Origin of the sequence: Nocardia sp. NBC_00403 (assembly GCF_036046055.1) — a bacterium.
Taxonomy (GTDB): Bacteria; Actinomycetota; Actinomycetes; order Mycobacteriales; family Mycobacteriaceae; genus Nocardia.
Map to the genome: position 1 here is coordinate 453,881 of NZ_CP107939.1, position 14,109 is coordinate 467,989.

The following is a 14,109-nucleotide window of genomic DNA, read 5'->3' on the forward strand; positions in this document are numbered from 1 at the left end:
CCATACCGGCTCCAGCCACTGAAAACACGCGCTCCGCGTAGGATTTACCCGCATCACGCCGCCGCCCCGACCCGACGGAGTGCAGTTTGCTCGTAATCCTGCTCGCGCATGCCATGGCCGCGCTCGCGGCACCGCTGTGCGTGCGGATGTTGGGTCGCAATGCGTTCTATGTCCTTGTCCTGGTCCCGTTGGGCGGCCTCGGCTGGGTGATTGCGAATTGGGATAGCACACAGCAGGTTCGGGTCGCGTGGGCGCCGAGCATCGAGATGAACATCGATCTGCGTTTCGATTCGCTCGCCGCCGTCATGTCGGCGCTCGTCCTCGGCATCGGCACGCTGATCCTGATCTACTGCGCCAGATATTTCGAGGACGACCAGCCGCGGCTCGGAGTGTTCGCGGCCGAGATGGTCGGCTTTGCCGGGGCCATGTTCGGGCTGGTTACCAGCGACAACATGCTGCTGCTCTTCGTATTCTGGGAAACAACCACGGTGTTGTCGTTTCTGCTCGTCGGGCACAACGCCGAGCAGGCGGTCAGCCGAAGGGCGGCGATCCAGGCGCTGCTGGTGACCGGCGCGGGCGGACTCGCGATGCTCGTCGGCATCACCATCCTCGGCGAGGCCAGCGGCAGTTACCTGCTGTCGGACCTGCTGACGCGGGCGGACCCGCCGGCGGGCACCGCGGTGAATGTCGCCGTGGTGCTGCTGCTCGTCGGGGCGTTGAGCAAGTCCGCGATCGTGCCGCTGCACTTCTGGCTGCCCGGTGCGATGGCCGCGCCGACTCCGGTCAGCGCGTACCTGCACGCCGCCGCCATGGTGAAAGCGGGTGTATACCTGGTGGCTCGGCTGGCGCCGGTGTTCGCGAGCAGCCCGCCGTGGCACCCGGTGATCCTGACCCTTGGGGTGGCGTCGATGCTGCTGGCCGGGTTGCGGTCGATCCAGGTGCACGACCTCAAATTGGTGCTGGCATTCGGCACGGTGAGCCAGCTCGGCTTCCTGATCCTGATGGTCGGCCTCGGTACTCCGGACGCGGCGCTGGCCGGTGTGACGCTGATAGTCGCGCACGCGTTCTTCAAGGGCTGTCTGTTCATGGTGGTGGGCATCATCGACCACGGGGCAGGCACGCGCGATCTACGGCGACTTTCCGGTCTCGGCCGCCGCGCACCCGGGCTGTACGCAGTCGCGATGCCGGCCGCGCTCAGCATGGCCGGGATCCCGCCGCTGCTCGGCTTTGTCGGCAAGGAAAGCGCGCTGGCCGCCATCCTGGACACCGAGACGCTCGCCGCGCCCGCCAAGGCCGCCGTCGCCGCCGGCGTGGTGCTCGGGTCGATGCTGACGGTCGGCTACAGCATCCGCTTCGTGTGGGGTGCGTTCGCGGACAAGCCGGGGCGCTCGACCGGCGCGAACGACAGCGAGTGGCGGGGCAGGCAGGATCAGGGCACGCATGGTGCGGCGGAGGATCACTGGCATGCGCCGGGTGCGTTGTTCCTTACGGCTCCCGCGGTGCTGGCGGTGGCGAGCCTGGCCGCGGGAATCGCCGCACCCTGGCTCGACGAGCTGCTGAGTCCGTACGCGAAAACCCTGTCGGGGACGCTCGATTCGCATCTGGCACTGTGGCACGGATTCAATGACCCACTCGCGCTGACCATCCTGATCATCACCGTAGGCGTCGCACTGTTCCGGCTGCGTACCCGTATCGGCGAATCCCCGCGCCCCAAGCTCGGCAATGCCGACCGGGCCTACGACGCCACCCTTGCGGCGATGGATCGACTGTCGCTACGGATGACCGCCGCCGTGCAGCGCGGTTCGCTCCCGTTGAGCCAGGCGACCATTCTCGGCACGCTGATCATCCTGCCGACGGTGTTGCTGGCGAGCGGCACTCGCACGGGAGTCGAACTGCGCCTGTGGGATTCACCGTTGCAACTGGCCATCGGGGCGATCATGGCCGCGATGGCGCTGGCCGCAACGCTGCTGCGCAACCGGTTGGCCAGCGTCCTGGTCGTCGGCGTCACCGGCTACGGGTGTGGCGTGATCTTCGCACTGCACGGCGCTCCGGATCTCGCGCTTACCCAATTCCTCGTCGAGACACTCACATTGGTGATCTTCGTGCTGGTGTTGCGCGCCTTCCCCGCCGAGATCGAGCACAGCCGCACCGCCGCCTTCAAGATGCGCAGGGCGGTGCTAGCCACCGGGGTCGGCGCCACAGTCGTGACGCTCGCGGCCTTCGCCACCGCGGCCCGTAGCACCGAACCGATCTGGCACCTGATCCCCGACGCCGCCTACACATTCGGCGGCGGCAAGAACGCGGTCAACGTCCTACTCGTGGACATCCGCGCGTGGGACACCCTCGGCGAGATCTCGGTACTCGTCGTCGCTGCGACCGGTGTGGCCTCACTGGTGTTCCGCAGCAGGCGTTTCGGCACCGCACCGCGCGCCGCCGACGCACCGAACTACGACCCGGACCTGGTGAGCTGGTTGCCCGCGGGCCGGCTCGTCGCGCGGCGGGACCGATCCATGGTCCTGCAGATCACCACCCGCCTGGTCTTCCCGACCATCATGGTGCTGTCGGTGTACTTCTTCTTCTCCGGCCACAATGCGCCCGGCGGCGGTTTCGCGGGCGGGCTCACCGCCGGACTCGCGCTGACCCTGCGCTATCTCGCGGGCGGCCGGTACGAACTCGGTGAGGCACTCCCTGTCGACGCGGGCCACGTGCTCGGCGCCGGGCTGGCACTGGCCGCCGGCACGGCGGCAGGCTCACTGCTGCTCGGCGCGCCGCCGCTGTCCTCGGCGATCCTGGAAGTCACGCTGCCGGTGCTCGGGCATATCAAGCTGGTCACCGCCTTGTTCTTCGATCTCGGCGTCTATCTGATCGTGGTCGGCCTTGTCCTCGATGTGCTGCGCAGCCTCGGCGCGCGCCTGGACAACGAGTTGGCATCCGACAAAACCGGCTCGGCGAAGGGCGGTGTGTGGTCATGACGGCAAACCTGACGCTGCTGGTCCTCATCGGGGTACTCGTCGCCTGCGGGGTGTACCTGATCCTCGAACGTGCCGTGTCGAAGATGCTGCTCGGCATGATCCTGTTCGGCAACGCGGTGAATCTGCTGATCCTCACTGTCGGCGGACCCGGCGGCAGGCCACCGATTCGCGGCGATACCGACAACGCGCACGAACAGACGGCCGACCCCTTGTCCCAGGCGATGGTGCTCACCGCGATCGTGATCACCATGGGCCTCGCGGCATTCGTCCTCGCGCTCGCCTACCGGTCCTACAGCCTCACCACCACAGAGGATGTCCAGAACGACCGGGAAGACGTCGACATCGCCGCACGGCGCGAGCGAGAGGACCCAGAGGATTGAGCCCGTCGCCGGATCTATTGCCCGTGCTGGCGCCGCTGCCGGTGCTGGTCCCGTTGCTCGGTGCCGCAGCGACCCTGGTGTTCGGCCGCAAGCCACGCATCCAGCGGTCGATCATGGTGCTGGCGCTGGCGTCGGTCGTCGTGATCTGCGGACTGCTGCTGTATCTGGCCGACCGGGACGGAACCACCGCGGTCCAGGTCGGCGGCTGGGAAACACCGATCGGCATCACGCTGGTGGTGGACCGGCTCTCCGCGGCGATGCTGCTGGTCTCGTCCATCGTGCTGCTCGTCGTCTCCCTCTACGGTGCGGGCCAGAACATCCGCGACGGCGACGACCGGCAGCCGACCTCGATCTACCGGCCCACCTATCTGGTGCTGACCGCGGGTGTTTCGGCGGCATTCCTCGCCGGTGACCTGTTCAATCTGTTCGTCGGCTTCGAGATCCTGCTGGCCGCCTCGTTCGTGCTGCTGACCGTCGGCGCGACCGCGGACCGGATCCGCGCGGGCGTCGCGTATGTGATGGTCTCGATGCTGTCGTCGCTGATCTTCCTGACCGGCATCGGGCTGGCCTATGCGGCCACTGGAACGCTGAACCTGGCACAGCTGGCCGTCCGGATGAGCGAGGTGCCCCATGGCACACGCACCGCCATCTATGCGGTGCTGCTGGTGGCGTTCGGTATCAAGGCGGCGGTCTTCCCGCTGTCGAACTGGCTGCCCGACTCCTACCCCACCGCACCCGCACCGGTGACCGCGGTGTTCGCCGGGCTGCTGACGAAGGTCGGTGTGTACGCGATCATTCGGACGCACACACTGCTGTTTCCCGACGGTGGTTTCGATTCGGTACTGCTGGTCTGTGGTCTGCTCACCATGCTGGTCGGCATTTTCGGCGCGATCGCACAGAACGATATTCGCCGCCTGCTGTCGTTCACGCTGGTCAGCCATATCGGCTACATGGTGTTCGGCGTCGGGCTCGCCACCACGGCCGGGCTGACGGGCGCGGTTTTCTACGTGGCGCACCACATCTTGGTGCAGACCACACTGTTCCTGGTGGTCGGTCTGATCGAGCGTCAGGCCGGTTCGGTGACGCTGCGCAGGCTCGGCGGCCTGGCCGAGGCGAGTCCACTGCTTGCCGTGCTGTTCCTGGTCCCGGCGCTCAATCTCGCCGGGATTCCACCGTTCTCGGGGTTCATCGGCAAGGTCACGCTGCTGCAGGCGGGTGCGGCAGACGGCAGTGTGCTGGCCTGGGTGCTGGTGGCGGGGTCGGTGGTCACCAGCCTGCTGACGCTGTACGTCGTCGCGCGGGTGTGGAGCAAGGCCTTCTGGCGGCCGCGGTCGGAGGCTCCGGAGGGCCATCTCACGGCCGCTAAACCACCGACGCTGATCGAGGATTCGAGCGACGTGCTCTACGACGAACGCACCGACCCCGGCCGCATGCCGGCGCTGATGGTGCTGTCGACGACCGCGCTTGTCGCGGTGGGCCTCAGCCTCACCGTGCTGGCCGGGCCCATCCTCGGCATCGCCGAGCGCGCCGCGACGGATCTGCGCGATCCCGCCGTGTATACCCGTGCGGTGCTCGGCAATTCGCAGATGGCAGCGCCGGGAGCAGTCCGATGAGCCTCGGTAGCGCGGCGATCAACCGGGAGCGGGCGGTCCGCGTCGGCATTCTGGTGTGGCTGACCGCCGTCTACATGGCCCTGTGGGGTGATCTGAGCGTCGCCAATCTGCTGGCCGGGCTTGCCGTCGCCGCGCTGATCATGGTGACCCTGCCGCTGCCCCGGGTGCCGGTCGCCGGACGACTGCACCCGCTGTCGCTGGCCGAACTCATCGTGGTGAGCGTGTACTACGCCCTCGAATCCAGCCTCCAGGTCGCCTGGTTCGCGATCCGGCCCGCACCGCCACCGGTCTCCGGTGTGCTGCGACTGCGTATGGAGATCAAATCCGATCTGGTGCTCGCATTGTGCGCGGACCTGCTCAATCTGATTCCGGGAACCATGGTGCTCGAGATCGAGAAGGAACGCCGCGTCGTCTTCGTACACGTGCTCGACGTGGGCAGCGACGCGGCCGTCGACAAGTTCTATCGGACCACCCGGCGGCTGGAACGACTGCTGATCGCCTCGTTCGAGCGCCCCGCCGAATGGCATCTCACCGAACCACCGGAGGTCAGCAGATGACCGTCGTCGCCATTGTCGCCGCCGTGCTTTTGACGGCAGCGGCCGTGATCACCAGCTACCGTGTCCTCGCCGGACCGAGCACCTTGGACCGAGTCGTCGGCATCGACTCGCTGATGGCGATCGCCGCCTCGGGGCTCGCGGTCTGGGCGGCCTACAGCAACGACACCACCGTGCTCCCTGCGATCGTCGCGCTGGCGCTCGTCGGGTTCCTCGGCTCGGCAGCCGTCGCCCGATTCCGGGTCAGGGACGACCAATGACGCGCGACAAGGACGGCCGATGACACTGTGGCACTGGATTTCCGCCGTCCTGATCCTGTCCGGGGCCGTGCTCGCACTGACCGCGGCAATCGCGATCGTGCGCTTCCCCGACACCATGACGCGCATGCACGCCGCCACCAAACCGCAGGTGATCGGGCTGATCCTGGTGCTGGAGGGCGCGGCGATCCCCCTGCGCGGCAGCGGCAATGTCTGGCTGCTCGTCCTCGTCGGCTTATTCACCCTGCTCACCGCACCGGTCATCGCACACTTGATCGGCCGCACCGCCTATCGCGAACAGCGCCACCGCGATGGCTTGTTCCGAGTCAACGAGCTCGGCGACGACATCGACGCGCCCTGACTCCGGCAAGCGCTTACAGTGCTGCGCCCCGGCCTCGACGACAGATCACGCGATGGACGGCGTGGTGAGCGCCTGATCCTTCGCCGCGACTCCGGGGCGCCGGGCGAACCAGGTGGCGTGGAAGGCAGCGGCCATTGCCGCGAGCAGCGCAAGCACGACTGTGCCTGCCAATACCGGGTATTCGGCCATCGAGACCGCGAGGTAACGGTAGGAGATCAGCAGCGTCGTCAGGATTGCCGCGCCGAAGGCGACCACCCGGACGCGGAACAGACCCCAGCCGCGTTCGGGTTCACGCAGCACCGACTCCACCGTCAGACAGAGCACCGCGCCCGCGACCAGGTCGACGCCGTAGTGGTAGCCGAAGCCGAGTGTCGCGGTCAGGGTGGCGAGCAGCCAGAACGTGCCGCCCCAGCGCAGCCAGAGCGGGGCACGTTCACCGTTGGTGTCGCGGCGGGTGTGCAGGAACACCGACAGCGCCCACGCCGTGTGCATGGACGGCATGCAGTTGCGCGGGGTCGCGGCATCGAACGGCAATGGCGCTGGACTGTGGTCGATCGGCGGCAGCACCCCCGGCCAGAAATTGCCGACCTGCAGCCCGTGACCGTCCGGCCCGAACGCGAACATCGGGCCGACCACCGGGAAGATCACATAGATGACCGGCCCGAGCAGGCCGAGCACCAAGAACGTCCGCACCAGATAGTGGCTCGGCCACTGACCGGTGGGAACCACCCCGCGCAGCTGCCATACCGCGACGACGATCGCCGCGACCGGCAATTCGATGTACACCCAGTGCAGCACCGCGTAGACCCCGGGACCGAGCGTGTCGAGCACCCGACCCATCACCCACGACGGGTCGCCAAGGGCATGGTCGGCGAGCATGACGTACTCGTCGAGCACCGTCGGCCGGGTGATCACCGTGACGTGCAGCCAGACATCGCCGACCTTGGTCGCCAGCATGAGCAACGCGCCCAACGCCGCGGCATGCAGCGCATTGCGCCGTTCGACGCCGCGCCAACGCAGCCACGCGAGCACGGCGAGCCCGGTGAGCACGATCACCGGCCCGTTGCCGACGGTCACCGGATCGCCCGCGAGCAGGCGCCCGCCCGCACCGACCAGATCGATGGCGACGGCCGCGCCGAGCGCGATGATCCGACGCCGCATCGATACACCGACGAGGGCGAGCACCAGCCCGGCCCACGGCACCGACATCGACTTGGGCGTGCCGACATAGTCGTGCCACACGCTTTCCAGCGGACCCTCGAAGCCCTGCTCCACGGCCACGATCTGCAGGGCGATCAGCAGGATCGGCACGGCGGCGACAGCGGCCACCATCCACACCCGGGTATGCGGCATGCGCACCCGCGCAGCCGCACTTCCCACTCTGGAACCCGGATCTTCGACAAGCACGTCGACCATAGTAAACGGGGGATGAACGCCACCCCACTGGCCGACTGAACGTCAGTCGACCGAAACGATGGGCAGACCTACTGGTCCAGCTCTTTGACCAGCGAGTCGACCACCGCGATCAGATCACCCTGGGCAGCCGCGGCGACTTTGCGTTGCCGCTGATACGACGCGCCACGCTCTGGAATCTCGGCGACGAATCGCAGCTCGTCGGCACACCCGAGCCGTTTGGCCGTCGGCTCCAACCGGTTGAGCACATCCATCAGATCATCGGTGACCAACCGCTCGTTGCTGGCGGCATCCACGATGACGATCGCGTCGAGGCCGTAGCGGGCGGCCCGCCATTTGTTCTCCTGCACATGCCACGGCGGCAGCGTCGGTAGCTGTTCGCCGTTCTCGACCCGCTGATCGAGATCCACGATCAAGCAGTGAATAAACGACGCCATCGCCGATAGCTCCGCACGCGTGGAGATGCCGTCGCAGACGCGCACCTCGATCGTGCCCCACTTGGGCGCGGGCCTGATGTCCCAGTGCATGCCGCCGAGTTGCTCGAACACCCCGGTCTTCATCTGGTCGTGCACGAAATGCTCGAACTCTGTCCAGTTTTCGAACTGGAACGGCAACCCGGCGGTGGGCAGTTGCTGGAACATCAGCGTCCGATTGCTCGCATATCCGGTGTCCGAACCGGCCCACATCGGCGAGGACGCGGACAGCGCGAGCAGATGCGGATACGACAGCAGCATCGAGTTCAGAATCGGAAAGACCTTGTCGCGGTGGGAGACCCCGACGTGCACGTGCACGCCCCAGATCATCATCTGGCGGCCCCACCACTGGGTGCGCTCGATCAGCTCGTCGTAGTGCACCGAACGGGTGAGCTGCTGCGCCGACCACTGGGCGAACGGATGGGTGCCCGCGCAGAACAGGTCGACGCCCAACGGGTCGGCGGCGCGCCGCACGGTTTCCATGGTGCCGCTCAGATCGTCGAGGGCCTCACCGACGGTGTTGTGCACCCCGGTGACCAACTCGACGGTGTTGCGTAGCAACTCCTTGGTGACCTGTGGGGTGCCGTCGTGCGCACGCAGGTCACCCACCGAATCGAACACTGTCGCAGCCGTATTCGACAGGTCTCGAGTGACCTTGTCGACCAGCGCGATCTCCCACTCGATGCCGATCGTCGGCCGGGGCGAACCTTGGAAGAGAACCCGCTCGATTCCTGCCCCGGCCATATCAAACCTTGCTACTGGATGACACCGCAGGCGACGCGGCCACCCGCGTCGCCGGTTGCCAGACTGGTGTCGTCCGGGCCGGCAACGCCGTCGGCCCGAACATAACGGTTGGGGATGTTGCCGAAGTTGTCGGCGTCGGCGTGGATCATCAGGGCCTTGCCCTTGATCTCTTCCAGGGTCACCGCATCGGTGGTCGTGACCAGCTTCGCCATGCCGTCTTCGCGGACCTCGAGCGAGGTCAGGTCGCCGCTGGCCGGGTGCGCGTTGGCGCTGCCGACCTGCAGGTGGCCGCCCGCCGAGAGGAAGGCGCCCGCCGGGCCGCCGGTGGGCGCGACCGAGTTGGCCTCGCACTTGCCGACCTGGTGGATGTGCAGCCCGTGGAATCCGGGCTTCAGGCCGTGGCCCTCGACCGTGACCTGCAGGTGTTTGCCGTCCTTGACGAAGTTCGCGGTGCCGACGGAGGCGCCCGCGGGGTCCTTCAGCTCGACCTTCACGCCACCGTTGGCGTCGGCGCTGCCGTGCTCGGTACCGGATTCGCCGGCCGGAGCGGACGCGCCGGTCCACACCGGGGGCGTCGTTCCCTTGACATCACTCGACTCCTGACTGTTGGAACAGGCAGCGAGGCCGAAGACCGCGACCGCAAGCACCGGGGTCACAGTCCGCCAGGACGGGCGACGAGTTGTGTACGGGGCCATCGGAGAACTCCTTTACGAGTACCGAGTTTACGAGTAAAGCTGGGTGGACACGTTCGTTACCGGACAAGATGATGCCACGCCCGTCGTGTCGCGGGAGTGACCGGGCCGTGTCGCGGCGGGCCGCGGACCTCAGTTACCGGTGACGACGACGGTCACACCCGAACCCGAATCACCTGCTCCGGTACTGCGCGGTACGGCGGTGGCGCCGAGTTCCGCGGCGATCGCCACGGCCGCTTCCCGCTCGCCGGGCGTATTTCCGTAGAACACAGTTGTTTTCGCGACATTCTCACCGGGATAGTTACCGACTTCGACGACGTTCCAGCCACTGGCGCTGAGTTCGCTCGCGGTGCGCGAGGCCAATCCGGCGATCAGGCCGTTGTTCAGAACCCGCACCGGCACCGCGCGACCCAGGGCAGGTGTCGTGGTCGGTGGCGTCGTCGTGGTCGGTGGCTTAGTCGTGGTCGGCGTCACGGTGGTGGTGGCCGCCTCCGATGTCGACGTCGCGGCCGAGGTGCGAACGACGACGGAAGTCGCCTGAACCTGTGACGCGGGCGATACGGCCTCCGACTCGCCTGCGCTGTCGGTATCGGAACTCGACAGCGACATCGCACCGAGGCCTGCGAAAACAATGGCCAGCGCGATCAACACCATCGCCAGCGCGCGCAACGGCGGTCCCCCGGAGGTGGGATTCGGGTAGCTCACCTGCTCGACCCTAGTCTCAATTCACAGCAACAGGTCATACCTGGAAACCGAGCCGCCGTGCGGCCCTGGCCTTCTGCCTGCTCGCCCGCAGCCTACGCAGGCGCTTCACCAGCATCGGGTCGGCGGCGAGCGCCTCCTGACGGTCCACGACCGCGTTCAAGACCTGGTAGTACCTGGTCGGCGACATGCCGAACAATTCGCGGATGGCCTCTTCCTTGGCGCCCGCGTACTTCCACCACTTACGTTCGAAGTCCAGAATGTCGCGCTCACGACGGCTCAAACCGTCGGTGTCACTGTCATCGGTCTGTGTCGAGACCTCAACCGTGACATCGTCGCTCGCAGAAGGGCTGCCCTGGATCGCGGAAAGATTCCGTGCCGCTGCGCCGTCCATCTCGCTCCCTCGCCGAGTAACCACCAGACGAAAAATGATGCTTGTACGTCGCGGATCATTCAACCACGGGCCGATGGGAATGCCGCATCCTCGTCGCGGCGTGTTCGCTACCCCTGGGTAACGCGTGTCACCGGGGTGTTCCCACCCTCACGGCGCACCGCCCGGCCGCCCCCGCAATAATTGCCCTATGTCAATCCTCCCCATCGTCATCGTCGGCGACCCCGTTCTGCACCACCCGACCGAACGGGTCACCCAGACACCGGAGGAGCTCGCGGAGCTGATCGCGGACATGTACGAGACCCTGGACGCAGCCAACGGCGTCGGCCTGGCCGCCAATCAGGTGGGCGTGCCGCTGCGGCTGTTCATCTACGACTGCCCGGACATCGGCGCCGACGGCAAGGCGACACGGCGCAAGGGCGCGGTGATCAACCCGGTGCTGGAGACCTCACAGATCCCCGAGGTCATGCCCGACCCCGATGACGACGAAGAGGGCTGCCTGTCGGTGCCCGGCGAGCAGTTTCCCACCGGTCGGGCCGAGTGGGCTCGGGTCACCGGCATCGATGAGCACGGTGAACCCGTCGACATCGAGGGCAAGGGCTTCTTCGCGCGCATGTTGCAGCACGAGGTCGGTCATCTCGACGGGTTTCTCTATGTCGATGTGCTGATCGGACGCAACGCCCGCGCGGCGAAGAAGGCGATCAAGCGAAACGGCTGGGGCGCGCCCGGGTTGAGCTGGATTCCCGGCACCGTGCCCGATCCGTTCGGCCACGATGACTGACGCTGCGCTGCCCGATATTCCGCTGGGCAGGCGCGTGGTGCTTCGCTACCAACTGCCTGCCGGTTATCCGCAATCGCTGACCGATGTGATCGGCGAGCTCGTCTCGCTGAATCCGCCGACGGTGCGCGCCGTGGACGGACAGGTGGTCGCGGTGGCCCCGGACCGGGTCGTCGCACTGAAAGCGTTGGGGCCGAGACCTATTCGCACCAAGGAGATCCGGGCGCTGGAGGCCGCCGCGGCCAACGGGTGGCCGGGGATCGAGCACGCCTGGATCGACGGTTGGCTGGTACGTGCCGGGCGCGGTTACACCGGTCGTGCCAATTCGGCGGTGCCGCTGGGCAATTCCGCGGGACCAGCGGAGCTGGGCGCGGAAACACTGCACCGCATCGGCGAGTGGTTCACCGCGCATGGGCTGCCGTTGCTCCTGCAACTACCCGATCGCCTCGCTCCCGTGCCGCCGGGTTGGCGCACCTGGAGCGAGACCGTGGTGCTCGGCATCGATATCGACACTGTCGTACTGCCGCAGGGACCTTCGATGGTCCGGGTGGCGCCCGCACCCGACCCGGCCTGGGTGGACCTGCACCGGTTCAAGGGCGAAGACCCTGCGGCACCGAGTGTTTCGCGGCCGGTACCGGAGCTCGACGTGCTGACCGCGGTGCAGGACGGCGAGGTCGGGTTCGCGTCGCTCGGCCTGCCGCAACCGATCGCGATCGGCCGCGGCGCGCTCACCACCGCGCCGGACGGGAGATGCTGGGTGGGGCTGACCTGTGTCGCGGTCGCCGCGGCGCATCGCAGGCACGGGCTCGGTTCGCTGGTGTGCGCCGAGCTGATCCGCTGGGGACACACTCGTGGCGCCACCCATGCCTACATTCAGGTCGAAGCCGACAACGCCCCGGCCATGGCGATGTACCACGATATGGGCTTCGTCGAGCACCACGCGTACAGATACGCCGCGCCGGAGGCCACTCGCTGAACCGAGCGGCCTGCGGTAGAACGGTCCTACAACCCACTGCGTAAGGAAGGCATCCGTGCGTCTCGCGACCTGGAACGTCAATTCGATCCGCTCCCGTCTCGATCGGGTCGCGGATTTTCTCGACCGCCAGGACATCGACGTGCTCGCGATGCAGGAAACCAAGTGCCGCGACGACCAGTTCCCGTTCGAGCGTTTCGACGAACTCGGCTACGAGGTGGCCCACCTCGGCGTGAACCAGTGGAACGGTGTCGCGATCGCCTCCCGGGTCGGCCTGGAGAACGTGGAACTCGCCTTCCCCGAGCAGCCCGGCTTCGACAAGGACGCGGGCGAATCGCTGATCAGTACCCCGGTGGTGGAATCACGCGCGCTCGGCGCCACCTGCGGCGGCGTGCGCGTCTGGAGTCTGTACGTCCCCAACGGCCGCACCCTGACCGACCCGCACTACACCTACAAGCTGGAATGGCTTGCCGCCCTGCGTGACAACGGCGCGAAGTGGCTCGCCGACGACCCCGGGGCCCAGATCGCCCTGGTCGGCGACTGGAATATCGCCCCGACCGACGACGACGTCTGGTCGGTCGAATACTTCGCCGACAAGACCCACATCTCCCAGCCCGAACGCGACGCCTTCACCGCCATCGTCGACACCGGCTTCGCCGACGTCATGCGCCCCTTCGCCCCCGGCCCCGGCGTCTACACCTACTGGGACTACACCCAGCTGCGGTTCCCCCGCAAAGAGGGCATGCGCATCGATTTCATCCTCGCCTCCCCCACCCTCGCCGCCCGCACCAAGGACGCCGTGGTCGACCGCGAGGAACGAAAAGGCAAGGGCGCCAGCGACCACGCCCCCGTCATCGCGGAGTTCACCGACTGAGGGCTCGATCACGTGGTGCGCGATCGCTGGACGCTTGATGCGGACACGCCAGATCGGTGTGAGCCTGACGAGCCTGGTCGAGCTCTAGGCGCTCAATAACGAATTGGCGATACCTCACTCGTAGTGGGTGCGGCAGGCGATGATGATGGCTGCGTCGTCCTCGATGACATATACGACACGGTGTTCGGAAGTGATTCTGCGCGACCAGTAGCCGGAGAGGTTCTGCCGCAACGGTTCCGGCTTACCGATACCTTCGTAACCGTCGCGACAGATGTCGTCGATGAGTTTGTTGATCCGCCGCAGAGTGGCCCGATCCTGCGTCTGCCACCACGTGTAGTCGGCCCAAGCGCTCGGGGTGAAGGTGATCTTCACTTGCCGCCCTCGGCCCCGACATCGGCGGCACCGATGATTTTCCCGCGCCCTGGTTTCCGAGCCGCTTTCGCCTTGACCGCCTTCGGCGTCGCAGACTTCCGCGTCGGGGGCTTCGCTGTCGCAGACTTGGGCGCCGCAAGGCGCGACTCATCGTCTTCGACGAGGTCGTGCGGACTCGCCTGGCCGCTGCGATGCTCAGCAATCGAGCGCTCCAAGTGCCGTGCGTTGGCAGGGTTGCCGAGCAAGTACGCGGTCTCTTTCAGCGCCTCGTATTCGCGCAGAGAGATGACAACGGCGGCCTCATGTCCGGCCCGTGTGATGACGACTTCTTCCAGGTCTTCGGTTGCGCTATCGAGAACGGCGGCGAGATTGGCACGTGCCTCGCTGATAGTCATGGGGCGCATACTGCTGATTGTACAGGATCACGTACAAAGCCGGCAGAGCCAACAGGCGTCAGCCGGCAGAGGCCCTGGACCCGACAGGGCGGGGCGTCGCGTTCGCGCGCTTCCCGCGGGGATACTGTCACCGGGTTTGCGGGGTGCCCGCAGCCAAATGCGCAC

Annotated in this window: 16 protein-coding genes; 9 read left to right on the forward strand and 7 right to left on the reverse strand. The window is 67.0% G+C overall.

Annotated elements, in window-relative coordinates; translation table 11 throughout:
- The first annotated feature begins 86 nt into the window (after window positions 1-86).
- Genes OHQ90_RS01890 through mnhG form a run of 6 tightly spaced genes read left to right on the forward strand, consistent with a single transcriptional unit; the run spans window position 87 to window position 6,137 of the window.
- A complete protein-coding gene (locus OHQ90_RS01890) occupies window positions 87-2,972 on the forward strand; it encodes a Na+/H+ antiporter subunit A (protein ID WP_328406826.1) in 2,886 nt (961 codons plus the stop codon).
- Window positions 2,969-3,352 carry a Na(+)/H(+) antiporter subunit C gene (locus OHQ90_RS01895; RefSeq protein ID WP_328406827.1) on the forward strand — a complete coding sequence of 128 codons (384 nt, stop codon included), beginning with the start codon at window positions 2,969-2,971 and terminating at the stop codon, window positions 3,350-3,352. Before OHQ90_RS01890 ends, OHQ90_RS01895 begins: the two co-directional genes overlap by 4 nt.
- Window positions 3,349-4,965, forward strand: coding sequence for a Na+/H+ antiporter subunit D (locus OHQ90_RS01900; protein WP_328406828.1), 1,617 nt, complete (start codon window positions 3,349-3,351; stop codon window positions 4,963-4,965). Before OHQ90_RS01895 ends, OHQ90_RS01900 begins: the two co-directional genes overlap by 4 nt.
- Window positions 4,966-4,982: 17 nt before the next feature.
- Window positions 4,983-5,522, forward strand: a complete 540-nt coding sequence (locus OHQ90_RS01905) for a Na+/H+ antiporter subunit E (protein WP_328412470.1) — start codon at window positions 4,983-4,985, stop codon at window positions 5,520-5,522.
- Window positions 5,519-5,779: a monovalent cation/H+ antiporter complex subunit F gene (locus tag OHQ90_RS01910; RefSeq protein ID WP_328406829.1), complete on the forward strand. Its 261-nt coding sequence runs from the start codon at window positions 5,519-5,521 to the stop codon at window positions 5,777-5,779. The genes OHQ90_RS01905 and OHQ90_RS01910 overlap by 4 nt, the downstream gene beginning before the upstream one ends.
- Window positions 5,780-5,798: 19 nt before the next feature.
- Complete coding sequence (mnhG, locus tag OHQ90_RS01915) at window positions 5,799-6,137, forward strand: monovalent cation/H(+) antiporter subunit G (RefSeq protein ID WP_328406830.1); 339 nt, start codon at window positions 5,799-5,801, stop codon at window positions 6,135-6,137.
- Window positions 6,138-6,182: 45 nt separating this feature from the next.
- Here mnhG and OHQ90_RS01920 read toward each other — a convergent pair whose 3' ends face one another.
- The 5 genes from OHQ90_RS01920 to OHQ90_RS01940 all read right to left on the reverse strand — a co-directional run bounded on the left by OHQ90_RS01920 (window position 6,183) and on the right by OHQ90_RS01940 (window position 10,555).
- The gene (locus OHQ90_RS01920; protein WP_442941433.1) at window positions 6,183-7,490 is read right to left on the reverse strand and encodes a DUF5933 domain-containing protein; all 1,308 of its coding nucleotides are present in this window, start codon (window positions 7,488-7,490) and stop codon (window positions 6,183-6,185) included.
- A 131-nt stretch (window positions 7,491-7,621) separates the two neighbouring features.
- Window positions 7,622-8,767, reverse strand: a complete 1,146-nt coding sequence (locus OHQ90_RS01925) for a glutamate--cysteine ligase (RefSeq protein WP_328406831.1) — start codon at window positions 8,765-8,767, stop codon at window positions 7,622-7,624.
- Between the two features lie 11 nt (window positions 8,768-8,778).
- On the reverse strand, window positions 8,779-9,462 hold the full coding sequence (gene sodC / locus OHQ90_RS01930; protein ID WP_328406832.1) for a superoxide dismutase[Cu-Zn]: 684 nt from the start codon (window positions 9,460-9,462) through the stop codon (window positions 8,779-8,781).
- A gap of 129 nt (window positions 9,463-9,591) precedes the next feature.
- Window positions 9,592-10,164: a LytR C-terminal domain-containing protein gene (locus OHQ90_RS01935; protein ID WP_328406833.1), complete on the reverse strand. Its 573-nt coding sequence runs from the start codon at window positions 10,162-10,164 to the stop codon at window positions 9,592-9,594.
- A gap of 34 nt (window positions 10,165-10,198) precedes the next feature.
- Window positions 10,199-10,555, reverse strand: a complete 357-nt coding sequence (locus OHQ90_RS01940) for a DUF3263 domain-containing protein (protein ID WP_328406834.1) — start codon at window positions 10,553-10,555, stop codon at window positions 10,199-10,201.
- Between the two features lie 187 nt (window positions 10,556-10,742).
- On the opposite strand from OHQ90_RS01940, the gene OHQ90_RS01945 reads away from it, so the two are divergent.
- The 3 genes from OHQ90_RS01945 to OHQ90_RS01955 are packed head-to-tail and all read left to right on the forward strand — an operon-like array spanning window position 10,743 to window position 13,177.
- Window positions 10,743-11,333 carry a peptide deformylase gene (locus OHQ90_RS01945; protein WP_328406835.1) on the forward strand — a complete coding sequence of 197 codons (591 nt, stop codon included), beginning with the start codon at window positions 10,743-10,745 and terminating at the stop codon, window positions 11,331-11,333.
- Window positions 11,326-12,306, forward strand: a complete 981-nt coding sequence (locus OHQ90_RS01950) for an N-acetylglutamate synthase, CG3035 family (protein ID WP_328406836.1) — start codon at window positions 11,326-11,328, stop codon at window positions 12,304-12,306. The genes OHQ90_RS01945 and OHQ90_RS01950 overlap by 8 nt, the downstream gene beginning before the upstream one ends.
- A 55-nt stretch (window positions 12,307-12,361) precedes the next feature.
- Entirely contained in the window at window positions 12,362-13,177 is an 816-nt protein-coding gene (locus tag OHQ90_RS01955) for an exodeoxyribonuclease III (protein ID WP_328406837.1), read from the forward strand.
- A 114-nt stretch (window positions 13,178-13,291) separates the two neighbouring features.
- On the opposite strand, the gene OHQ90_RS01960 is transcribed toward OHQ90_RS01955, so the two are convergent.
- Both OHQ90_RS01960 and OHQ90_RS01965 read right to left on the reverse strand, forming a co-directional pair.
- Window positions 13,292-13,549, reverse strand: coding sequence for a Txe/YoeB family addiction module toxin (locus OHQ90_RS01960; RefSeq protein ID WP_328406838.1), 258 nt, complete (start codon window positions 13,547-13,549; stop codon window positions 13,292-13,294).
- A complete protein-coding gene (locus OHQ90_RS01965) occupies window positions 13,546-13,953 on the reverse strand; it encodes a type II toxin-antitoxin system Phd/YefM family antitoxin (protein ID WP_328406839.1) in 408 nt (135 codons plus the stop codon). Before OHQ90_RS01965 ends, OHQ90_RS01960 begins: the two co-directional genes overlap by 4 nt.
- Between the last annotated feature and the right edge of the window lie 156 nt (window positions 13,954-14,109).

Coding starts and splice junctions, on each gene's coding strand:
- OHQ90_RS01950 (WP_328406836.1), top strand. CDS start 11,326: ATGACTGACGCTGCGCTGCCCGATATTCCGCTGGGCAGGCGCGTGGTG.
- OHQ90_RS01925 (WP_328406831.1), bottom strand. CDS start 8,767: ATGGCCGGGGCAGGAATCGAGCGGGTTCTCTTCCAAGGTTCGCCCCGG.
- OHQ90_RS01920 (WP_442941433.1), bottom strand. CDS start 7,490: ATGCCGCATACCCGGGTGTGGATGGTGGCCGCTGTCGCCGCCGTGCCG.
- OHQ90_RS01940 (WP_328406834.1), bottom strand. CDS start 10,555: ATGGACGGCGCAGCGGCACGGAATCTTTCCGCGATCCAGGGCAGCCCT.
- OHQ90_RS01945 (WP_328406835.1), top strand. CDS start 10,743: ATGTCAATCCTCCCCATCGTCATCGTCGGCGACCCCGTTCTGCACCAC.
- sodC (WP_328406832.1), bottom strand. CDS start 9,462: ATGGCCCCGTACACAACTCGTCGCCCGTCCTGGCGGACTGTGACCCCG.
- OHQ90_RS01965 (WP_328406839.1), bottom strand. CDS start 13,953: ATGCGCCCCATGACTATCAGCGAGGCACGTGCCAATCTCGCCGCCGTT.
- OHQ90_RS01910 (WP_328406829.1), top strand. CDS start 5,519: ATGACCGTCGTCGCCATTGTCGCCGCCGTGCTTTTGACGGCAGCGGCC.
- mnhG (WP_328406830.1), top strand. CDS start 5,799: ATGACACTGTGGCACTGGATTTCCGCCGTCCTGATCCTGTCCGGGGCC.
- OHQ90_RS01895 (WP_328406827.1), top strand. CDS start 2,969: ATGACGGCAAACCTGACGCTGCTGGTCCTCATCGGGGTACTCGTCGCC.